A 21778-nucleotide genomic window follows, 5' to 3' on the forward strand; every position below is an offset into this window, starting at 1 on the left:
GATGAAAAAAATATTATGGTGCCTTTTAGTGGCACCTTTTTTTTGCACTGCACAATCGGTTTCGTTAAAACCACTGAACGAAAACACCAAAACCAGTTTACGTGGCTTAAGTGTGGTAAGTGATAAGGTAATTTGGGTAAGTGGAAGCAATGGATCAGTTGGAAAAACTATTGATGGTGGTAAAAGCTGGCAATGGATTAAACCCAAGGGTTACGAAAAACTCGATTTTAGAGATATCGAAGCCTTTGACGATAAACAAGCTATTATTGTCAACGCCGGTTCACCGGCTTACGTTTTGAAAACGATTGATGGTGGCACAAATTGGACTGAACATTACAAAAACGTAGATTCGGCGATTTTTTTGGATGGATTAGGATTTTGGGAAAAAAACAAAGGCATTATCTTCGGCGATCCGATCAAGGATAAAATGCAGCTACTCAAAACTGTAGATGCTGGTAAAACCTGGGAGGATATCTCTCCAAACTTAAAAGTATCCTTAGCAAAAGGTGAGGCTGGCTTTGCTGCGAGTGGAAGCACCATTAAAACCTTATCGGGTGGCAAAGTTTGGATCTCTACAGGTGGAATGGTCTCTAATATTTATTATTCTGATGATTACGGTCAAAATTGGAGCGTATTTAAATGCCCGATTTGGCAAGGCAAAGAAACTACAGGTCCATTTTCTATGGATTTCTATAATTCAAAAGTAGGAGTTGTTGTAGGCGGCGATTATGTTCAGGATAAAATAAACACTAACAATGTGCTGCTTACCAGTGATGGTGGCCAAACTTGGGAAAAGCCTATTACACCGGTTTTGGGTTATCGATCTGGCGTAACTTACATTAATGCAAAAACGCTGGTAGCTACAGGCACATCAGGTACCGATTTATCCGTTGATGGCGGCAAGAATTGGAAACATATTTCTGATCAAAGTTTCAACGCTGTTCAAAAAGGTAAAAAAGGCAACGCTATCATTTTGGCTGGAGAAAAAGGATCTGTCTATCAGTTAAGCCTAAATTAAATTATTATTAATCTGTAACAGAAGGGCCAATCTTCGTTCTAAACGGTATAATAAATTTTTGGTTAAGTGCATTTAAGTTCAATAATTTTGTTTCTTTGCTCTATCTAAATATCAAAAACAAAGCTTATCTGTGATAAAACTTACAATCAAATATTTCTTGTTCTACAATCAATTTTGTAATATTAGAATTTTATAACACAGATTAGGAAATAGGCGCAATGGCTTTTTACAAACATTATTCATTCGATCTTTGGTTAACGTTGATTAAATCAAACCCAGCGTTTAAACTCGAAAGAACCAAATACTTTCATGCTAAGTTTAATGCTAAGCAAAAAAGTGTGGATGAGGTGGGTGCTATTTTTCGCCAGGTAGATTTGATGGTAAATGCCATTAACGAAAAAACCGGTAAAAATGTTGATGCTGATGAAATGTACCTCATGGTGATTAGCATGATCAACGATTTTAGTTTTGCTTTTAACGAGGTAGATTTAGAGAAGATTTACAATGATATGGAAGAGCTGCTTTTTGAACACATGCCGCTTGTATATTGTGAAAATTGTCTACCCGTTCTTTCTCAAATAAAAGAAAGCAATTTAAGTTCTACCAATATTTTAAGTAATACCGGATTCATTAAGGGTAACACCTTAAAAAAAGTGCTCCATCATTTACAAATAGATCAATTCATCGATTTTCAATTGTATTCTGATGATGTACGGCTATCAAAACCAAACCCTAAATTTTTCGAATTGATGTTAAACAACATTGATAGATGCAAACATCCCGAGCTTGATTTACAACATATTATTCATGTTGGGGATAATCCACATGCTGATATTCGGGGCGCTAATGCAATGGGTATACAAAGTATGTTGATCAACTCCAATAATCAATCTATTTTAACGTTACTTTCATGATTCCTTACACCTACTCACTTCACAAAATTGATAACACAGCCGATTTTGGCTTCAATCCCGATCACTACAGTCGCTTTAAATTTGGTGATAACCTCATAGCAAAATCATTTGGTAAAGATTTGGCAGACGGATTTATTAAATACTACCTGGCTGATAATTTGATTACTGATCAAATCGTGGTTATTTCAAGTCCGTATAGCTTTATTCCCACAGCTACCTTTGCGATGAAAAACTATTTCGTTTCTCAGCTAAATCGCTGGTTGGTAGAAAACGGCGGCTTACAGGTACAGGAAACCAAAGTGCACAGAACTGTAACTTACAAGGAAGATTACGGCGAATTAAGTGCTGAAGAACGTTTAAGCCTTATAGGAAATGATTCTTTTCACATTGATAAAGATTTTCTGGTTGGGAAAACCTTATTATTTCTCGATGATATCAGAATAACGGGTAGCCATGAGCGAATGATTTTGAAAATGGCTAAAGCGTATGGCTTATCAAATGAAATGCATATGCTCTACTTTGCCGAGCTGGTGAATAAAAACATTCATCCAAACGTAGAGAATTTCTTAAATTACCACCAAATCAAATCAATTTTCGATTTAGAGGACATTATCGATGGAGGGGATTTTTGTTTCAATACCAGAATTGTTAAATACATTCTCAATACCGCTTCAGAAAGTTTTAGCATCTTCCTCGAACGTAGAAATGGCGATTTTATAAATGAATTGTACGATTTGGCACTAGGAAACGGCTATCATACCATAGAAGCTTACGCCAAAAATTTACATCAAATTAAAAATTACATCAAAAATAACAACTATAAATTAATTTAAGATATGGCTATTAACTTGCAAAAAGGACAAAGAGAAAACATTGATGCACCTAAATTTACAATCGGTTTAGGCTGGGATACCAACAGCTCTTCAACTGGTGCTGCATTCGATTTAGATGCCTCGATTTTTATTTTAAACGATCAGAAAAAATTAGTTTCTGACGAAAATTTTGTTTTTTACAACAACTTAACCTCTCCTGATGGAGCAGTGGAACATACAGGCGATAACTTAACTGGTGACGGCGATGGTGATGATGAACAAGTGAAAGTAGATTTGACTAAAATAGATCCAAGAGTAAGCGAAATTTGTGTGGTGGTTACCATCCACGACGCTGAAACCAGAAAACAAAACTTTGGTCAGGTAAGAAACTCTTTTGTAAGAATATTCGATGCCACAACCAATGAGGTGATTTTGAAGTATGAATTAGAAGAAGATTTTTCAATCGAAACAGCAGTTGAGTTTGGCAGAATTTACAAACGCGAAGGCAAATGGAAATTTGAAGCGGTTGGAATGGGAATGAAAGGTGGTTTACAGGATTATTTAAACAAATATCAATAAAATTATGGCAATCAATCTTCAAAAAGGTCAGCGAATCAATTTAGAAAAATCAAACGGAAGCAAGCTGCAAAATGTTTGTGTTGGTATTAACTGGGGCGCTATCGAAAAGAAAGGAATGTTTGGTTTCGGTTCATCAAAAGAAGCCGTAGATTTAGATGCCAGCTGTGTTTTGTATAACCACAGTAAGCAACTTCTAGAGGTGGTTTATTTCGGTAACTTAAAATCTAAAAACGGATCGGTAAAGCACAGTGGCGATGATTTAACTGGCGACATGGGTGGCGACGATGGCCTGGATAACGAAGTAATTACTTTAGATTTAGCTCAATTGGATGCCAATGTTAATTACGTAGCTTTTGTTTTAAATAGCTTTAGAGGACATGACTTTGGTACCATTCCATTTGCTTCTATCCGTATTTACGAAGGTACCAGCAAACGTGTAAATGAGGTCTTCGCTACTTACGATATTGCAAATGATGCAGCCTTTAAAGGCTCAGTATCTATGGTTATGGGCGTTTTCTACAAAAAAAATGGCGAATGGAAATTCAATGCCATTGGAGAACCAACCCGCGATAAAAAATTAGAAGAAACGGTTAAAACTGTAACTCAAAACTATTTATAGTTTACAGCTTAAATATAACTATGGAAACCAACCCAAACGATGCGATCCCGAATTTAACGCCAGTTAAACTAGATAAAGATGGCAATGTAAATCTCGAAGTAATCACCACTGAAGAAACCGCAAAATATAGAGAGATTGCAAAATCTTTAGAACCATCTGATGTCAATTCCATTTTAAATTATGGAAGTGAAGCACAAAATTCGATGGAGAAATACAGTAACGATTTCTTAGCATCGGTAAGAACTTACAACAGTGGTGAAGTGGGCGGTCTTATTAACGAACTGCTTACCGAACTGAACTATATTGATGTTTCTGAACTGGAAAAAAGTGGCTTCAAAAGTTTTATCTCTCGCATTCCATTTTTAAAAAATCTGGTTGTTGATGTGAAAAAATTGTTTCAGAAATATGATGTGGTTGTTAATAATATTGATAAGATCACCAACAAAATCAAAGCTGGTCGATTAAACTCAATTAAAGACAATACCGCTTTACAAACCATGTTTGATAGCAATGTAAGCTACATCAAACAAATGGAAGATTTGATTATTTCTGGTCAGTTGCGATACAACGAACTACAGCTTAAACTTGCCGAAATGGAAGGCAGACCTGCAGATTACCAAGATTATGAGATAGCTGATTTGAGAGATTTTACCAGCCGCCTGGATAAACGGTTGGCGGATATGAAAATTGTTCGTTTCATTATGTTGCAGTCTCTGGCTCAGATTAGGGTAGTACAAAATAACAATACATCGATTGCAGAGAAAGCACAATCTATTGTTTCTACAACTATTCCGGTTTGGAAAAACCAGTTAACCATTGCAGTTGCACTACAAAGGCAAAAAGCCAATGTAGAGATGCAAAAGAAGGTTTCGGATACAACAAATACCATTTTGCAGAAGAATGCAGAGATGTTAAAACAAAATAGTATCGATGTTGCTAAAGAAAATGAAAAAACTGTTGTTTCTTTGGAGACCTTAAAAATGACAACCTCTTCTTTAATTGAAACATTAAACGAAGTGAAACAGATTCATGAAGCTGGGGCACAAAGCAGAAAAGTGCTTGATGGTGAATTGAAAACTTTAGAAGCAGAGTTGAAAAAGAACGTGACGAGGGTGAGCTAAACTAAACTATGGATGAATACCGTTTAAATATTTTAAATAAATCAAACGCAGAGATCAACCGTTTACAGTTGCTCTCTGCGTTTTTTGATGATGAAATTATTTATAAAATCTTCTTAAGAACGCAGGTTATTCATCAACTATTTTCCAATAATGAAGATTTGGAAATAGAAAAACTCGATCTTTTTCATTTACAATTTACGGATAGTGTTATTGCCTTACTACGGAAAATTAAGAAAAGCAACGAGAAAAATGTGGCCTTAATTTATGATGAAATTGACCTGAATGAAGCCCTGATCGATAAAATATCAGGCTCGCTCTATGATAAAAATAAATTCACGCAAGATAAACAGAAGCAAACATTAAAAGTAAACCAGTCGCTTAGGCGACTCTATAACAATCTCTCTGATTTAAGCACCGATTTTCCATTCTCAAAAAATATTAACGTATTCAGTGCCAAGTACGCAAACGATTATTATTTCGATCTAACAGCCGAACAGTTATCACAATTGGTGGATTATCAGGGCAAAAATGTTTATTCGAATGCATATGCCGTGATTGAAAAGAAATTAATGGGAAGACTTTGTAAGTTCGATTTTAGAACAGAGTTTCATCTGGGTTTAAAATCTAGCGAATTAATTATCGAGGTATATAAGTTTTTGGATAACAAGACTTATTTTCTGTTTTATCCCAGCAGAAATCTGTTCCTGATATGTGATTTATCAGTTTTTAAAGATCTCGATACGTCCAACAATCTTTCAGAACGAGAAAGAATTGTTCAGGAATTAGAATACAAAAATGATAAGTTGAAAAGTAATGCTGCGGTGATGAAAACGGCCATGTCTAAAGATGTGCAAGATTTATTAGAAAGCAGCTACCAGAAAATTTCTGATATCAACTTTCTAAATCACCTCAATAATTTCGATGTACAATCGAATATTCTGAAAGAAATGCTACGTACAGATCTTTTTTAAACCGCTATCGGGTTAAAATAGAGAGTTTACTTTTAAACAAATCGATAGTTCGTTGCCAAGCCAATTTAGCTGCGGCTTCATTGTACCTAGTTGGCGAAGTATTGTTATTAAAAGCGTGGTTCACGCCATCGTAAATATAAATTTTATAGTCTATTTTATTTTCTTTCAATGCTTGCTCATAGACAGGAATCCCAGCGTTTATGCGCTCATCCAAGCCACCATAATGCAACATCAAACTGGCTTTTATTTTCGGTACATCGACTGCATTGGCTTGTGCGCCATAATAAGCTACAGCGACTTGCAATTTCGGATCGTTAACAGCCAGTTTATTGGCCATTCCACCGCCCCAGCAAAAACCTACACAACCTACTTTGCCATTTCCATCTTTCCTGTTGCGCAGATACTCCAGGCCTTTCAAATAATTTTGAAGGTTCTTTTGTGGATCAAGCTTGCCAATTAGTTCCCGCCCTTTATCTTCATCTGCTGGTGTTCCTCCAAGCGGAGAAAGTGCATCTACACCAAGCGCTAAGAAACCTTCGGCTGCAATGCGTTTAGTTACATCAATGATATGTGGGTTTAAGCCCCTGTTTTCGTGAATAACCAAAACACAACCCAACTTCTTTTTGCCTTTTGGTTTTGCTAAAACTGCTTTCATATCACCATCAACACCAGCATAAGTAATATTTTCTACGTCAATGTCATCACTATTAAAATCAGCTGCAGCAGCATAATTATTTTCTAACATAGGTAAAATAGTCAACGCTAATGCCGTACTACCAGCAAGAAGCGCAAGCTTTTTCATGAAATCTTTTCTGCTTACCTGGCTGTGGGTATATTCGTCGTAAAGGGTAATGATTTTCTGATCCATTTTGGGTTGATTTTTTATACACAAGATAACCAAGCCTTGTGATATTTAATACATTTTTTGCTAAAAGTTACAATAAAGCGCTACCCATTTTTTTATCAATTCTACCCGATGCTTTACATACCTTGGCGTTAAGAATGTGTTAGACCAATCGTCGTAATTATCGTAAAAGAATTTTAAAAAAAAGATATGGAAACTAATTCCTAAATAGGGAATTGCCAATATTTCATCATCGGTCAACGTCCTAATTTCTTGATAAGCTTTTAAAAAAATCTTGAAATCTGCTTCCGCCTGCTCTTTGTTAATCCGATTATTTAATTGATGGAAAAAAAGGTGATTCAAAAACGACATCAAATCGTTAACTAAATAACCTTCTCCTGCAAAATCAAAATCAAAAAACGTGATTTTACCATTCTTGTCAAAATGAAAATTTTTCGGAAAGAAGTCGTAGTGGCAATAACCATAAGAAAAATTTGAGGTATTAAATGATGAAAATTTATCTATTACCTTTTTAGATAGTGCATTCAGATATTCATATTCATCAACCATTTCTCTAAAATGAGGCTTTAAAATTCTCAATGGCGCTAATAGCGTGGTTTCGACGTTGAATTGTTGTCGATGATGCTTAAGTTTTAGATTTACCGTGGTTTGATGTAATTTGGCAATGTCTCTACCAAGTGTAATTAACTGATCTTCATTCAAGTCAATGATTACGTTTCCTTCAGCCCAAGAAAATAATATGCCATTTCTTGTCCCTTCAATGGCATTAAATTGTTGTATTTGTTTCCCACTTCTATCTTTTAATGGATGAGAAACAGAATTTCCATTTTCCTTTAAAATATTTAATAACTCCACTTCGGCTTCTATCTCACTTATCTTACGATGCGAATCACGATAAATTTTAAATATGTACCGCTCTTTTGTGTTTTCTACCAGGTAAGTATCGCTCACATTTCTAATTAGTAAGCTACAAGTTGTATCCTGTTCTAATTGATAAACGTCAATGAGATATTTATTTAAGGCCGTTGCCGATAAGGTAGAATATTGAGCCGGGAAAATAGAAGTCATTACTGCTGAATTAAAAATCAATCAAATATATAAGATTAAAATCGTGGCAATACTTTAATTAGACTACCTTGTAATGTTTTGAACGTGTTGTTCTAATTAACGTTGACTTATTGACAGAGATATTCGATTGCCTTATAGATAGTTATATCGAAGATAAGGTTGGTGTTGTAGAAAATTTTCTTAGTATCGCTCTCGCTGCTCATTTAAAGACCAATTTAATTCATCTTTTTCAAAACAATGAACTTCTCAGCGCTGGCATTGGTAACAATAAAATTGTTGTTCAGGACAAACTCGTTAGGAGTGATGTAATTTATTGGCTGGATAGGAAACATAATAACCCATACGAAAATGAGTTTTTCGATTTGATGGATAAATTTGTGCTTCACTTAAATAATACTTGTTACACGGGCATTACTGGCTACGAATTTCACTATACGCTTTATCAACCAGGAGCATTTTACAAGAAACATATAGATCAGTTTCAAAACAATGGCAGCCGACAATATTCACTAATTCTGTATTTAAATGCAGATTGGAAAATTGAGGATGGGGGAGAGCTACGCATTTACCAAAATGATGCACAGCAGAATATTTCTCCAGTTAGCGGCAAAGGTGTTTTTTTTAAAAGTGCCGATTTGGCTCATGAGGTTTTAGCAACCAACAAACAAAGGATGAGCATTACCGGCTGGCTAAAAATAGGTAAACAAAAAGCGCTTTCTAGGTTTGAAAGCGCTCTTTATGTTAGTTCTCTTCCGTATATTTTTTAAAATTATCTAAAATGGACTGCCAGCCGTCTCGCTGCATTTCTATCGGGTTCTGATTTTCTGGGTCGAATGTTTCAATAACTTTTGTTTTACCATCTGTTTCTTCAAAAGTGATTTTCACTTGCCTTCCATCGCCCAAGCCATACTCAATAACTTTATGCTCTTCAACTTTGCTGTAAATTCCTTCGAAGTCAAAACCCATACTGCCATCTTTTGCTTCCATTCGGGTCTTGAATTTCCCGTCTGTTTTTAAATCGTTTTCGGCATAAGGCGCATGCCAGTCACTCGCTGCGAAAGTCCATTTTGTAATGTGCGCTGGTTCCGACCAATATTGCCAAACTTTTTCTACTGGCGCATTAATAACTGCTTCTATTGTTATTGGTGTTTTAGTTTCCATTTCTTGAGATTTAATTTTTATGTAAAGCTAATTGAAGTAATCACATTCTGGCAAGGGCGGATGCGACAAATTACCGGTGTAATTTTCTTGAACAATTTTTTCTTTCGTAACAAATTGAAAACAAATGCAAAAGTAAACTTTGATTACTTACTTTGGATGCTAGTTAAACGTTTTACCAAATATATTATGAGAAAAATTTTAGTGCTACTTCTAGTAAGCTATACAGCTGTGTTTGCACAACAAAGATCGGCACCAGCTTATCCTTTAATTACCCACGATCCTTATTTTAGCATTTGGTCCTCATCAGATTCTTTGAACAAAAGTACCACCAAACATTGGACTGGTGCCAACCAATCACTCACTGGGATGATTAACGTTGATGGAAAAGTTTATAATTTCCTGGGTCAATCAGAAAAAGTATATCGCTCTATTTTACCTACCGCAGATGAAAAATCAATGGAATTATCATTTACAGAAAGCAAGCCAGATGCAGATTGGTTTAATGTAGGTTTTAACGATAGTAAATGGGAGAAGGGAATGGGGCCAGTTGGTAGTGAAAAATCGCAGGTAAGAACATTATGGAGCAAAGATGAGGTTTGGACAAGACGTGTTTTTACCCTAAAAAATATGAACAGCGACAAGCTTTTTTTTAGAATAAAACATGATGACAATGCCATAGCTTACCTAAATGGTCAGGAAATTTACAATGTACCAAAGGTGGAGGGCAAATTTGTTTATATCCCGTTGGATAAAGCACTTTTGAAAACTGGGAAAAATGTGCTGGCTGTTTATGCCAAAAATACCGGAGGGCCATCTTTTTTAGATTATGGTTTAGTAGAGGAGCCGACGGATGTCAATGCCACAAAGATCGAAGAAGCAATACAACAAAGCTTAACCTTTAATGCCACGCAAACCATTTATACATTTAAGTGTGGTAAAATTGATTTAACTTTAACATTCACATCTCCACTTCTAATGAACGATCTGGATCTTCTTTCGAGGCCAGTTTCCTACATCACCAGTAAAGTTAAAGCCAATGATGGAAAACAACATGAGGTAAAACTGTATTACGGGGCATCAACCAATATCGCAATACATAGTGCTTTCCAGAAGGTTGAAGCAAATAAATATGGCACTGCAACCCTTTCTATATTAAGGGCGGGTACCATTGAGCAACCTATACTAAAAAGAGCGGGCGATGACGTGAGGATAGATTGGGGTTATATGTACGTTGCTACGCCAGCTAGTTATAAAAGCATTCAAAACATTTCAAGTGTCAGCAATGCATTAACCACATTTTTAACGGGTAAACAATTCAAACAAAATGAATTACAGGGCAAACAATTGGTTTTGAATACTATCATTCCATTAGGAAAAGTGGGGGCTACAGAAAGGGAAAATTATGTGATGTTGGGCTACGATGACCTCTATTCTTTACAATACTTCCATGCCAATTTAAGACCATGGTGGAATACCACCGGTAAGGAAAAGATAGAGAACCAGCTGCAAAAGGCCAGTGCTCAATATTCGGAAGTGACGCAAAAATGCAAGGCTTTTGATCAGAAATTACATCAGAATGCTGTAAAAAGTGGAGGAGAGAAATATGCACAGCTATGCATTTTGGCTTACAGGCAAGCGGTTTCTGCCCACAAATTGGTGCAAAGCCCAAGTGGCGAGTTACTGTTTCTATCTAAAGAAAATTTTAGCAATGGATCTATCGGAACGGTTGACATTACTTATCCTTCAGCACCTTTGTTTTTAATTTATAATCCCGAATTGGTTAAAGGCATGATGAACGGAATATTTTATTTCAGCGAAAGCGGCAAATGGACCAAACCTTATTCAGCACATGATTTAGGGACTTATCCACTGGCAAATGGCCAAACTTATGGAGAAGATATGCCAATCGAGGAATCGGGAAACATGTTAATCTTAATGGCGGCTATAGCTAAAACAGAAGGTAATGCCAGTTATGCGAAAAGGCATTGGAAAACCCTAAGCATTTGGGCAGAGTATTTAAGCAAAGAAGGTTTAGATCCGGCGAACCAATTATCAACCGATGATTTTGCTGGTCACCTTGCCAGAAATGCAAATTTATCGGTTAAAGCAATCGTTGCATTAGGCGGATATGGGATGTTGGCCACCATGCTTGGAGAAACGGCAACAGGGAATAAATATACTGAAATGGCCAAAAATATGGCTAAAAAGTGGATGGAGTTAGCGGATGCGGGTGATCATTATGCGTTAACTTTTAACGACAAAAATACATGGAGCCAGAAATATAATCTGGTTTGGGATAAAGTGTTAAATCTTGGCTTATTCCCGCAATCGGTTTATGATAAAGAAATTAAATTCTATTTAACAAAACAGACAAAATACGGCTTGCCATTGGATAGTCGTAAAACTTATACGAAATCTGACTGGATCACCTGGACAGCTACCTTAGCATCGGATAGAAAGGATTTTGAAGCTATAATTGAGCCAGTGTTCACTTATGCTATTGAAACGCCAGATAGGGTACCAATGAGTGATTGGCATGAAACCAAAGATGCCAAAAGGCAAAATTTTACTGCCCGAAGTGTAATTGGCGGATTCTTTATTAAAATGTTCGAAGAGAAATTAAAGAACAAAAAGTAGTGCCTTCATCTGCAGTTTTCTTATTCTATTCTAATAGGCGCTAAAATTTTAAAAACAATTCATTTCATTGTTGGTTAATTAATTGGTTTCTAAATATTTAAAATTGATCAGGTCAGAATAAAATTAAGGAGATGGGAAAAAGTGTGTGTGTGCTAGAAGATGATGAGGGAATTAGGGATGTAATTATTCTTTTATTACAAGAAGAAAATTACGATGTAACAGGTTTCGCAAGTATAGAAGACTTCAATTTAAATGCTAAAAATCTTAAACCAGATCTATTTTTACTCGATGTAATGCTTCCTGATGGAAGTGGTATTGATATTTGTAGTGGTTTAAAGACGGCCGATAGCACTAAAAATATTCCGGTTCTGATGATGAGTGCTCATGCAAAAATTGGAGAAATTAATAAGACATGTAATGCTCAGGGATTTATTTCCAAGCCCTTTGATATTTATGATTTGTTGAAGCGTGTGGATTACCAATTAAATCTTCCATCCTAATTTTTGTTGGAAACCGTAGTGGCTTAATCAACGTATATATAAACAGATTCATTCAAAAAACCTTAAACCATAAAACATGACACATTCAACCATTGCAGCAATACTTGGCGGTCCAGAAATGATAATTCTTGGAGTTGCTATCCTTTTATTATTCGGAGGCAAGAAAATTCCAGAATTAATGAGAGGCTTAGGAAAAGGCATTAAAGAATTCAAAAACGGACAAGAGGGTACAGAAGAGCCTAAGGTTCAGAAAGAAGTATAAAATATTTGCTTAAATAAAAAACATTTACCGAAAAACATTTGAAAACTTCAGATCTACCATCTGGAGTTTTTTTTATACGATGAACTTGGTTGGAACAGACGTAACAATGCTTTGCTTAAAATTAACTTTTAGATTACATATAAAACATTCACTAGCGTTAATTTTGCCCTGTTCTTGAAATAGACTAACACAAGAGCCGAATGTTAAAAACAAATGAAATATCTAGTTAAAGAAATAAGTGAAGGAAATTGCGATATCACTTTATTGCCAGAGAATTTAAATGATAGGAACCTTTTAATCGAAGCGACAAGAAACTTACCAAAAAATAATCAAGAAACTATTCAATTTCATTATGAACATGCACTAAAGAATGAAGTTCATAATCAAGCTGCTTTTATATCCTTAAATGAATCAGAAAGTAACTACCCCAAAAGAGTAAACGTAAATTATCAAATTGTATAAAAGTTCAAGGCTTTCCTAACAAGAAAGCCTTTTTTTATGGACTAACTTATTTAAGTGAGCAGGGTGAGTTCAAAAAAATGTAGGCATAAAAAAAGCCATCATTGCTGATGGCTTTAGTTTCGATTTGTTTATTGTACTCGGGGCGGGAATCGAACCCGCACGCCTTTGAAAGCACAGGATTTTAAGTCCTGCGTGTCTACCAGTTCCACCACCCGAGCATTAGTCAATCCCGATAAATCGAGCTGATTAATGTTTTAAAATAAATGCCTTCCGGTAGGAAAGGCATTTAGAGCGAAAGACGAGATTCGAACTCGCGACCCCGACCTTGGCAAGGTCGTGCTCTACCAACTGAGCTACTTTCGCATGAATAATACAATCGCTGTATTCCCTTTGGGGTTGCAAATATAGAAATATAAATTTCAGATTCAAAAATTATTAAAAATTATTTTTTGTTGATTGATAATTCTTCGTTTATCCATCTTCAGGAGTTGAATCAACAAAAAAAGCCATCATTGTTGATGGCTTTAGCTTCGATTGTTTTTGAAGTACTCGGGGCGGGAATCGAACCCGCACGCCTTTGAAAGCACAGGATTTTAAGTCCTGCGTGTCTACCAGTTCCACCACCCGAGCAGGCGATTAACCTTTTAAAATAAATGCCCTCTGGTAGGAAGGCATTTAGAGCGAAAGACGAGATTCGAACTCGCGACCCCGACCTTGGCAAGGTCGTGCTCTACCAACTGAGCTACTTTCGCATTAAACAAAACCGACATGCTGTTTCGTTTTGGTGTTGCAAATATAGACAGATTTATATTTCTGTCAAGGGATTTTTTATTAAAAATTTAATATTTAGTTTAAATTGCTGGCTTTCAGTGCCACTAAAATTAAATCAGTTTCAAATCCTCTGCCTTGAAGATAAGTCATTAGCTTCATTTTTCGTTTTAAAGGATTAACTTCATTTAAAGTTCTTGCTTTTTTTAGGACTAAACTCTCTATGGTTTGCATATAATCATCGTCATCTAAACTATATAGCGCTTTTTGTAAAATTCTATCCGGAACGCCTTTTAGTTTCAAACCCTGCTTAATTTTAATTCTTCCCCACTTTTTAATGTTGAATTTTCCCGAGGCATATTGCTTTGCAAATCGTTCTTCGTTTAAAAAATTGTTGGTAATTAATTCTGATAAAATTTCTTCCAATTCATCGCCACGCATTCCCCATTCCACCAATTTATATCTTACTTCTTTTTGCGAACGTTCCTGGTAAGCGCAAAAGTTTTCAGCTTTGGCCAATGCCTGTTTTTTATCTAATATTGCTGCTTCTTGTTTACCCGTTTTCATAATTAATTGGTGAACTTCGTAAAAATAAAAACGATTACCATAATTTCCTGAATATAATATCATGTTGAATCCGATATATACCATTTCTACCGTAGCTGAAATTTTAAATGCTGATGCAAATTTATTCAATACAGAAGCACGAATTACGCATTTGGTAATTGATAGTAGATCGGTTTTGGTTCCTGAAAATTCCTTGTTTTTTGCTTTGTTATCCCATCGGGATGGACACGAATTTATAAAGGATGCTTATAGCAAAGAGATCAGAAATTTTGTGATTACCGATACGAGCTATTTACAACAATATCCTGATTGTAATTTCCTGGTGGTTGATAACGCATTAAGTGCATTACAAAAACTCGCTATTTATCATCGAAATAATTTTGATTTAACCTGTATCGGCGTCACCGGTAGTAACGGAAAAACCATTGTGAAAGAGTGGTTGTATCAACTTTTGGCTAGCGATTACAGTATTGTTCGTAGTCCGAAAAGTTACAACTCACAAATCGGTGTTCCACTTTCTGTTTGGCAAATCAACGCAGATAATAATTTAGGAATTTTTGAGGCAGGTATTTCTGCAGTGAACGAGATGGAAACATTAGCGGCAATGATCCAACCTGAAATCGGAATTTTAACCAATGTTAGAGAAGCTCATGCAGAGGGTTTTAGTTCGAGAAAAGAAAAGCTGACCGAAAAGTTAAAGTTATTTACAAATACGGATCTGCTGATCTATTCGCCAGAATACACGACAGAAATCAACGAAAAAGATTTACCGGGTAAGAAACATTTTAGTTGGAGTACTAACCAAATGGCCGATTTGCGGATTACTGCTGTTGAACCGATTGAAGGGAATTGCTATTTAAGAGCAATTTATCAAAATCAGGAAATTGAATGTATGTTACCTTTTAAGGATAAGGCATCCATAGAAAATGGCATGATTTGTTGGGCAACCTTGCTCGCTTTAGGCTATTCTGCAGAACAGGCTGATCTTCGTTTGGAAAAATTAAGTCATGTGAGTATGCGCTTGGAACTTAAGAATGGCATTAACCAGTGCTCCATCATCGACGATTCTTACAGTGCAGATATTTCATCGTTAGCAATTGCACTGGATTTCCTCAATCAACAGAATCAACATCCTAAGAAAACCGTAATTCTTTCTGACTTATTTGAAACGGGTCAGGACGATCTGGATTTATATACCGAAATTGCTGATTTATTGGTCCAGAAGAAAGTGAATCGGTTGATCGGGATCGGCCCACACATTGCAAAATATGAAAGCCTCTTTAAGTCCGAAGCCCAGTTTTTCGAAACGACAAATGCATTTATCGAAGCATTTCCAGGTTTACAGTTCAGTCATGAAACCATTTTAGTAAAAGGCGCTCGGCGATATGAATTTGGAAGGATTAGTAAATTGCTCACTCAAAAAATCCATGATACGGTGTTAGAGATTGATTTGAATGCCATGGTTGGCAACCTGCAGTTCTATCGTTCGAAAATAAAACCTGGCGTTAAAATTATGGCCATGGTTAAGGCGTTCTCTTACGGAAGTGGAAGTTTTGAAATTGCCAATTTATTGCAGTTTCACAAGGTTGATTATTTGGCTGTGGCCTATGCCGACGAAGGAATCGCCCTTCGCAAAGCGGGAATAACGCTTCCAATTATGGTGATGAGTCCTGAAGAATCTGCTTTTGAAGCCATCATTAACCATCATTTAGAACCTGAGATTTATAGTCTCGAAATTTTGAATAGCTTCTTGAATGCACTTTCTGATTATGATTTCGATTACCCCATTCATGTTAAGATCGATAGTGGTATGCATCGATTGGGATTTGAATCTGCGGATATTGAGGATTTAGCAATGTGCTTACAAAATTCACAGAAGCTAAGCGTTAAAAGTATATTTTCTCATTTGGTAGCAAGTGGTGAAGCCATCCACGATGGTTTTACTGAACAACAAATCGAAAAATTCAATTCCATTGCTACACAACTGATAGCAGTTTTAGGCTACAAACCTTTACTTCATATTGCCAATACATCGGGAATTAGCCGCTGGCCAAACGGACAAATGGATATGGTTCGTTTAGGAATCGGCTTATATGGTTTCGACGCTGCTTTAGCTAATAATCGCGGCTTACAAACGGTGATGGTACTTAAAACAACCGTAACGCAGGTTAAAACCTTAACGGCGGGCGAAACGGTTGGATATAGCAGGAGAGGAGTGATGCCAAATGGTGGCAAAATAGCGACGGTTAAAATTGGTTATGCCGATGGCTATACCCGTTCTTATGGTAACGGCATAGGTAAAATGCTCATCAATGGACATTTGGTGCCGACTATAGGTTCCATTTGCATGGATATGACGATGCTGGATGTTACTGGCCTTGATGTAAAAGCTGGCGATGAAGCCATTGTTTTTAATCAGGAACATACTATTATGCGGCTTGCAGACGATATCAACACTATACCTTATGAAATCCTTACAAATATTTCACAGCGGGTAAAGAGGGTTTATTTTTATGAATAGGTTGGTTTATTAGTCATTAGTTCACTAGTAATTAGTTCATTGGTCATTTGTTCACTAGTTCATTAATCTGGATGCATAATTGCATGTGTGCCAATACACATTGAAATTTATCTAACCATGCTATTTAATGAACCAGTGACGAATGACTAATGAACATTTAAATTTATCCACCATGCTAACTAATGAACAAATGGCTATTGAACCAATAACCATCTAAACTTATCCACCATGCTAACTAATGAACAAATGACGAATGACTAATGAACATTTAAATTTTATCAATCATGCTAACTAATGAACTATTGAACATTTTTGAATAAATTTGCAGCATGAACAGAGTAGGGAAAGCCATTTTAAACTATTTAATTAAAGGTTTATTAATTGTTGTGCCCATTGCTGTGAGCATTTTCATTGTAGTTTGGGCAGTTACAACTGTTGATAGCTGGCTAAACGTAAACAATATTCTGGGCGTAAATCCCCGTACAGGCGAAAGCAGAAACATTCCGGGCCTGGGTTTATTAACTGTTGTAACCATTATTTTATTGGCTGGTATCTTCGTAACCAATTTGGTAACCGAGCCGATGTATAACTGGTTTCAGCGCATGATGCATCGACTGCCTTTGCTTAATTTCATTTATTCATCTATTAAAGATTTAACCGAAGCTTTTGTTGGTGATGAGAAAAAATTTAATCATCCGGTATTGGTTGAAGTAGAAGGCGGAATGAAAAAAATTGGGTTTCTAACCCAAAATGATCTACATAAACTCGATCTTCCTGACGATGTCGCCGTTTACTTTCCGTTGTCTTATTCGTTTGCTGGTCAGCTTTGTATTGTGAAAAGAGATAAGGTTAAGGATTTAAAAATGAGCGCTGGAGATGCCATGAAATTGGTAGTGAGCGGTGGTGTTAGCGGTTTATAATTCGAGTAAGAATGATTCAGATTTATCATAATAACAGATGCACCAAAAGCCGCCTGGCTTTACGGGAACTGGAAAATAGTTATAGAGATTTTGAAGTAATCTATTATCTGGAAACCCCACCAAATCGGGCGCAATTAACTGAATTAATCAAGAAACTAGCTATTAAGCCATTTGAATTGATTCGCAAAACAGAGAAAATCTACATCGGAAATTATAAGGGTAAAAACTTAACCGATTTAGAATGGGTTGATGCCATGGTGAAAAATCCTGTTCTCATCGAAAGACCGATTGTAGTTTCAGGAGATAAGGCCGTGATTGCCCACCCAACAGAGCGAATCAAAGAAATTTTAGTAAAAAACATTACGGACAAAAGACATGAAAATCACAATTAAAACCATCGCATAAAGAATTCTGGAATAATATTCTCGAATAAATAACCCGATAAAAAAAAGCATGTCATCGTCGGTATTGCCGTGAATTAAGCCATTGCTTGTAGATGAATTATAAATAATCTGTGTATCGGTATGGTTATTTAGCGACCACCTGCTTAACCAACTGTTTTGATAGCTCCAATCAAAATTTTCGCCATTTGCAAACGTTACTCTCGCCTTAAATGCAAGCCAATCGTATCTAATGGTTGCTAGAAGCTCGTGATTACTATTTAAAATTCTGGTTTCGGGATTGCTATAACCATCACTCCTCAATAAATAAATCCCTTTTTGAGTGGTGGCAATTGCCGAATTTTTTAATGAACTAAAATTGATCGAAAATTTCAGGTAAGTACCCTCAAATACCTGATAATTACTATCAAATAACCCTTTTCTCCAATTTAATATCCTTTCCATTTCCACAGGGTGCTATTATTTCCTATATCCTAACTTGCTATTTACGATTTATCACACAGCTGCTGCCGCTCGTCTATTGTAAATTTGTTTAATGAATAATCCTGCAACAATTAACAATTTATTGTCAGTGTCAGCTGTTATTGAACCCATTCTTTTGCCAGCACTATACATGATGTTTGTATTGTTATTGTTGGATAACAACCATTGTGATTTCCAAAAAGTAGTCGGGTTCCAGGCATATTGGGCTCCGGATTCCATATTAACTATTGCTTCGAATTTCCAATTACCGTAAGTAATCACCCCAACAACCTTATTCGTTTTCTGGTCAATTATATTTGTTTTCGGTTTCCAGAACCCCACACTTTTGAAAAAATAGTTTTCGTTTTCCAATGTAGCTTTTGCATCACTTTTCCAGGTGCTAAAAGTAATTGCACCTTTTTGTACTCCTTCAATAAACAATTCGAAATTTGAGTTAAACCAATTGCTTTTCCAATCAATAAACTTCGCCATTTGAAATATGTTTCGATTTAGATTAAAGTTATTCTAAGTTGTTACACCAAAATGTTAAACATAAAAAAAGTGCCTGCAGAACAAGCACTTTTTGTAATTACTGAATTTTGAATGATTAAATCATTGAATAAAACCCCATAGTAAAATCTTATAATTCTCGTTTAAATTTTTTAACCTCCAAAATCTTGGAAATCTTATATCCCTTTAATTCTGGTCAATAATCCTTAATCCCGGTTAAAAATTCGGTTTAAGCACATACTTATCATAGAACCTAAAAATGTGTTCGGCAGCTTCTTCGGCAGTATCAACAAGGCGGAATAAATTCAAATCTTCCTCGTGAATATTGTGTTCCTTCTGCAGCATTGTTCCTTTAATCCAGTCAATTAATCCGCTCCAATAATCCTTACCCAATAATACAATTGGGAAGCGGGCTATTTTACCCGTTTGAATCAGCGTTAATGCTTCGAAAAGCTCATCCATGGTTCCAAAACCACCGGGTAAAACCACAAAACCCTGACTGTACTTCATAAACATTACCTTACGAACGAAGAAATAATCGAATTCTAATAACTTATTGTGGTCGATATATTTATTGTGGAATTGCTCAAACGGCAGCTCAATATTTAAACCTACAGATTTTCCGCCGTTTGTATGTGCACCTTTGTTACCAGCTTCCATAATGCCTGGGCCACCGCCGGTAATTACTCCATAACCGCGATCGGTAAGTAGTTTACCACATTGTTCGGCAAGCTGATAATATCTGTTCGTTTCTGCAGTACGGGCAGATCCGTAAATGGTAACACAAGGGCCAATTTTAGCCAGCTTCTCAAAACCATCTACAAACTCGGCCATTATTTTAAAAATTTGCCAGGAGTCGGTTACCTTTATTTCCTGCCAATCTTTATTTTCAAAAGCGCTTCTAATTTTTTCTTCACTCGTCATATATACTGTATTCTAATATTAAAATTTGGTTTGCGCATCAGTTTTTTTGCTGATGAAAAGCAAGCCGATAAATGTGATTAAACCGTTAATCAAAATCAGTTCAACACTAAAAACATAGCCTCCTAAAATCTCTTTTGAATAGCTTGAAAGCAAGTAACATAAAAAAGGGGATAAAATGCAAACTATTGGTACTAATTTATCGTGCAAGCCACGTTTTTTTACAAACAAACCAAAACTGTAAAGGCCCAAAAGTGGCCCGTAAGTGTAGGAGGCAATAGTGAAAATTAAACTGACTACTGATGAACTATTTAGTGCATTGATTACGATGATAACCAGAAACATTAAAATTGAAAAAGCCACGTGAACAGTGTGGCGTTTTTTTACAGCATCTTTTGCGTTTACATTTTCGACTTTTGCCATCCCTAAAAAGTCTACACAAAACGAGGTAGTTAAAGCAGTCAGTGCCGAATCGGTGGTGGCAAAAGTCGCTGCGGTTAACCCTAACATAAATATAATGGCCGGTACGGCGCCCAGGTTGTTCAATGCAATTTCAGGAAATAACAAATCGGTACGCGGTTTCCCCGTAATGTGATCAAGAGGAATCTCAATGCCATTTTTAGCGGCGAAGATGTACAACAAAGCACCCACGCTTAAGAAGAAAACATTTAAAATTACAAACACACCTGTAAAAGTGAACATGTTTTTTTGCGCTTCTTTTATGGTGCTCATGCTTAGGTTTTTCTGCATTAAATCCTGATCTAAACCCGTCATGGCGATGGTAACGAAAATACCTCCGATAAACTGTTTGCTGAAATACCACTTATTGGTTAGGAAATCATCCCAGAAAAATATCTTCGAATAACTGCTGTCTTTTATCGTTTCAAAGGCTTGCGGGATACTTAAATTTAAGCTGCTGCATATAAAATAGATGGTTAAAAAAACAGATAATACTAAGAAAAACGTTTGCAAAGTATCGGTAATAATGATGGTTTTTAAACCGCCTTTAAACGTGTAAGACCATATTAAGGCCAATGAAATTAATACTGTTAACCAAAATGGAACGCCGTAATTGTCGAAAATGAAGCGCTGTAAAACAATTACCACCAGGTATAACCTTGTTGCCGAACCCAACGTACGGCTCAAAAGAAATATAGAAGCTGCTGTTTTATAGCTGTAATGACCTAAACGTTGCTCAATATAACTGTAAATTGAAGTTAGGTTCATTCGATAATAGAGCGGCAAAAGTACCGTACAAATGATAATGAAACCGACTGCGTTACCCAAAACGAACTGGAAATATTGGAACTGATTTCCCGCAGGTGCACCAACTTCACCAGGTACTGAAATAAAGGTTACTCCCGAAAGTGCTGTTCCAATCATTCCAAAGGCAACCAGGTACCATTTCGAGTTTCTGTTGGCAACAAAAAAGGAATTATTATCAGATGAATCTTTGGAGGTGACGAAAGAAATAACAATCAGTACTAAAAAATAACCAATTAAAAAGCACAATAGGATGGTTGGCGACATAGTTTTGTTTTAAGGTGTTAAATGTAAAGAAAACGATTTTTATAATCAATATTTTGATTTCGAAATCAGGTTTCAGTTTTCATCGGCTAATTAGCCCCGTACTTCGCTTTACTCACCCGAAAATCAGGTTTCATGCCCGCTGCGGCCGGGTTTAAATTAACTAGGTTTACCTTACTATTTCAAACCTGA

At 36.2% G+C, this 21778-nt stretch carries 23 protein-coding genes and 4 tRNA genes; 15 read left to right on the top strand and 12 right to left on the bottom strand.

Annotation, left to right across the window (positions count from 1 at the left end; all coding sequences use genetic code 11):
- The first annotated feature begins 1 nt into the window (after window position 1).
- The 7 genes from AC3ITD_RS03640 (at window position 2) to AC3ITD_RS03670 (ending at window position 6034) form a co-directional block, all read left to right on the top strand.
- Window positions 2-1018, top strand: coding sequence for a WD40/YVTN/BNR-like repeat-containing protein (locus AC3ITD_RS03640; RefSeq protein WP_489364062.1), 1017 nt, complete (start codon window positions 2-4; stop codon window positions 1016-1018).
- A 218-nt stretch (window positions 1019-1236) separates the two neighbouring features.
- Window positions 1237-1932: an HAD family hydrolase gene (locus AC3ITD_RS03645; RefSeq protein WP_489364064.1), complete on the top strand. Its 696-nt coding sequence runs from the start codon at window positions 1237-1239 to the stop codon at window positions 1930-1932.
- Window positions 1929-2765 (top strand): phosphoribosyltransferase family protein, encoded by an 837-nt coding sequence (locus AC3ITD_RS03650; RefSeq protein WP_489364066.1) that lies wholly within the window; start codon window positions 1929-1931, stop codon window positions 2763-2765. The genes AC3ITD_RS03645 and AC3ITD_RS03650 overlap by 4 nt, the downstream gene beginning before the upstream one ends.
- 3 nt (window positions 2766-2768) lie before the next feature.
- A complete protein-coding gene (locus tag AC3ITD_RS03655) occupies window positions 2769-3323 on the top strand; it encodes a TerD family protein (protein ID WP_265797581.1) in 555 nt (184 codons plus the stop codon).
- 4 nt (window positions 3324-3327) lie between these two features.
- Window positions 3328-3942, top strand: coding sequence for a TerD family protein (locus tag AC3ITD_RS03660; protein WP_489364069.1), 615 nt, complete (start codon window positions 3328-3330; stop codon window positions 3940-3942).
- Window positions 3943-3962: 20 nt separating this feature from the next.
- On the top strand, window positions 3963-5063 hold the full coding sequence (locus AC3ITD_RS03665) for a toxic anion resistance protein (protein ID WP_489364071.1): 1101 nt from the start codon (window positions 3963-3965) through the stop codon (window positions 5061-5063).
- Window positions 5064-5071: 8 nt separating this feature from the next.
- Window positions 5072-6034: a hypothetical protein gene (locus AC3ITD_RS03670; protein WP_489364073.1), complete on the top strand. Its 963-nt coding sequence runs from the start codon at window positions 5072-5074 to the stop codon at window positions 6032-6034.
- A 4-nt stretch (window positions 6035-6038) separates the two neighbouring features.
- On the opposite strand, the gene AC3ITD_RS03675 is transcribed toward AC3ITD_RS03670, so the two are convergent.
- On the bottom strand, window positions 6039-6902 hold the full coding sequence (locus AC3ITD_RS03675; RefSeq protein ID WP_489364075.1) for a dienelactone hydrolase family protein: 864 nt from the start codon (window positions 6900-6902) through the stop codon (window positions 6039-6041).
- A 60-nt stretch (window positions 6903-6962) separates the two neighbouring features.
- The gene (locus AC3ITD_RS03680) at window positions 6963-7967 is read right to left on the bottom strand and encodes a phosphotransferase (protein ID WP_489364077.1); all 1005 of its coding nucleotides are present in this window, start codon (window positions 7965-7967) and stop codon (window positions 6963-6965) included.
- A 110-nt stretch (window positions 7968-8077) separates the two neighbouring features.
- On the opposite strand from AC3ITD_RS03680, the gene AC3ITD_RS03685 reads away from it, so the two are divergent.
- Window positions 8078-8734 (top strand): 2OG-Fe(II) oxygenase, encoded by a 657-nt coding sequence (locus tag AC3ITD_RS03685; RefSeq protein ID WP_489364078.1) that lies wholly within the window; start codon window positions 8078-8080, stop codon window positions 8732-8734.
- On the opposite strand, the gene AC3ITD_RS03690 is transcribed toward AC3ITD_RS03685, so the two are convergent.
- The gene (locus tag AC3ITD_RS03690; RefSeq protein ID WP_489364079.1) at window positions 8709-9128 is read right to left on the bottom strand and encodes an SRPBCC family protein; all 420 of its coding nucleotides are present in this window, start codon (window positions 9126-9128) and stop codon (window positions 8709-8711) included. The genes AC3ITD_RS03685 and AC3ITD_RS03690 overlap by 26 nt on opposite strands.
- A gap of 186 nt (window positions 9129-9314) precedes the next feature.
- Here AC3ITD_RS03690 and AC3ITD_RS03695 point away from each other — a divergent pair, with 186 nt between their 5' ends.
- From AC3ITD_RS03695 to AC3ITD_RS03710, 4 genes are all read left to right on the top strand, one after another.
- Window positions 9315-11765: a glutaminase family protein gene (locus AC3ITD_RS03695; RefSeq protein ID WP_489364080.1), complete on the top strand. Its 2451-nt coding sequence runs from the start codon at window positions 9315-9317 to the stop codon at window positions 11763-11765.
- A 131-nt stretch (window positions 11766-11896) separates the two neighbouring features.
- Window positions 11897-12265 (top strand): response regulator, encoded by a 369-nt coding sequence (locus AC3ITD_RS03700; RefSeq protein WP_265797572.1) that lies wholly within the window; start codon window positions 11897-11899, stop codon window positions 12263-12265.
- A gap of 76 nt (window positions 12266-12341) precedes the next feature.
- The gene (locus AC3ITD_RS03705; RefSeq protein ID WP_056849829.1) at window positions 12342-12527 is read left to right on the top strand and encodes a Sec-independent protein translocase subunit TatA/TatB; all 186 of its coding nucleotides are present in this window, start codon (window positions 12342-12344) and stop codon (window positions 12525-12527) included.
- A gap of 213 nt (window positions 12528-12740) precedes the next feature.
- Window positions 12741-12989: a hypothetical protein gene (locus AC3ITD_RS03710; protein ID WP_265797569.1), complete on the top strand. Its 249-nt coding sequence runs from the start codon at window positions 12741-12743 to the stop codon at window positions 12987-12989.
- 134 nt (window positions 12990-13123) lie between these two features.
- On the opposite strand, the gene AC3ITD_RS03715 is transcribed toward AC3ITD_RS03710, so the two are convergent.
- From AC3ITD_RS03715 to AC3ITD_RS03735, 5 genes are all read right to left on the bottom strand, one after another.
- A tRNA-Leu gene (locus AC3ITD_RS03715) sits at window positions 13124-13207 on the bottom strand.
- A gap of 72 nt (window positions 13208-13279) precedes the next feature.
- Window positions 13280-13352: transfer RNA gene (locus tag AC3ITD_RS03720), tRNA-Gly, on the bottom strand.
- A gap of 183 nt (window positions 13353-13535) precedes the next feature.
- A tRNA-Leu gene (locus tag AC3ITD_RS03725) sits at window positions 13536-13619 on the bottom strand.
- Window positions 13620-13668: 49 nt separating this feature from the next.
- Window positions 13669-13741 (bottom strand) — tRNA-Gly (locus AC3ITD_RS03730).
- 94 nt (window positions 13742-13835) lie between these two features.
- A complete protein-coding gene (locus tag AC3ITD_RS03735; protein ID WP_489364082.1) occupies window positions 13836-14387 on the bottom strand; it encodes a regulatory protein RecX in 552 nt (183 codons plus the stop codon).
- On the opposite strand from AC3ITD_RS03735, the gene AC3ITD_RS03740 reads away from it, so the two are divergent.
- The 3 genes from AC3ITD_RS03740 (at window position 14386) to arsC (ending at window position 18157) form a co-directional block, all read left to right on the top strand.
- Window positions 14386-16845 (top strand): bifunctional UDP-N-acetylmuramoyl-tripeptide:D-alanyl-D-alanine ligase/alanine racemase, encoded by a 2460-nt coding sequence (locus tag AC3ITD_RS03740; RefSeq protein ID WP_489364084.1) that lies wholly within the window; start codon window positions 14386-14388, stop codon window positions 16843-16845. The two genes, AC3ITD_RS03735 and AC3ITD_RS03740, sit on opposite strands and share 2 nt — an antisense overlap.
- Before the next feature lie 329 nt (window positions 16846-17174).
- Window positions 17175-17765: a DUF502 domain-containing protein gene (locus AC3ITD_RS03745; protein ID WP_265802049.1), complete on the top strand. Its 591-nt coding sequence runs from the start codon at window positions 17175-17177 to the stop codon at window positions 17763-17765.
- Window positions 17766-17776: 11 nt separating this feature from the next.
- Window positions 17777-18157, top strand: a complete 381-nt coding sequence (arsC, locus tag AC3ITD_RS03750; RefSeq protein ID WP_489364087.1) for an arsenate reductase (glutaredoxin) — start codon at window positions 17777-17779, stop codon at window positions 18155-18157.
- On the opposite strand, the gene AC3ITD_RS03755 is transcribed toward arsC, so the two are convergent.
- The 4 genes from AC3ITD_RS03755 to AC3ITD_RS03770 form a co-directional block, all read right to left on the bottom strand.
- On the bottom strand, window positions 18113-18610 hold the full coding sequence (locus AC3ITD_RS03755) for a hypothetical protein (RefSeq protein WP_489364089.1): 498 nt from the start codon (window positions 18608-18610) through the stop codon (window positions 18113-18115). The genes arsC and AC3ITD_RS03755 overlap by 45 nt on opposite strands.
- Window positions 18611-18661: 51 nt before the next feature.
- Window positions 18662-19120 carry a hypothetical protein gene (locus AC3ITD_RS03760; protein ID WP_489364091.1) on the bottom strand — a complete coding sequence of 153 codons (459 nt, stop codon included), beginning with the start codon at window positions 19118-19120 and terminating at the stop codon, window positions 18662-18664.
- Between the two features lie 234 nt (window positions 19121-19354).
- Window positions 19355-20062 (bottom strand): LOG family protein, encoded by a 708-nt coding sequence (locus AC3ITD_RS03765; RefSeq protein ID WP_029289075.1) that lies wholly within the window; start codon window positions 20060-20062, stop codon window positions 19355-19357.
- An 18-nt stretch (window positions 20063-20080) separates the two neighbouring features.
- Window positions 20081-21589, bottom strand: a complete 1509-nt coding sequence (locus tag AC3ITD_RS03770; protein ID WP_489364093.1) for a sodium:solute symporter — start codon at window positions 21587-21589, stop codon at window positions 20081-20083.
- Between the last annotated feature and the right edge of the window lie 189 nt (window positions 21590-21778).

It is taken from the genome of Pedobacter sp. KH_004 (assembly GCF_057840755.1).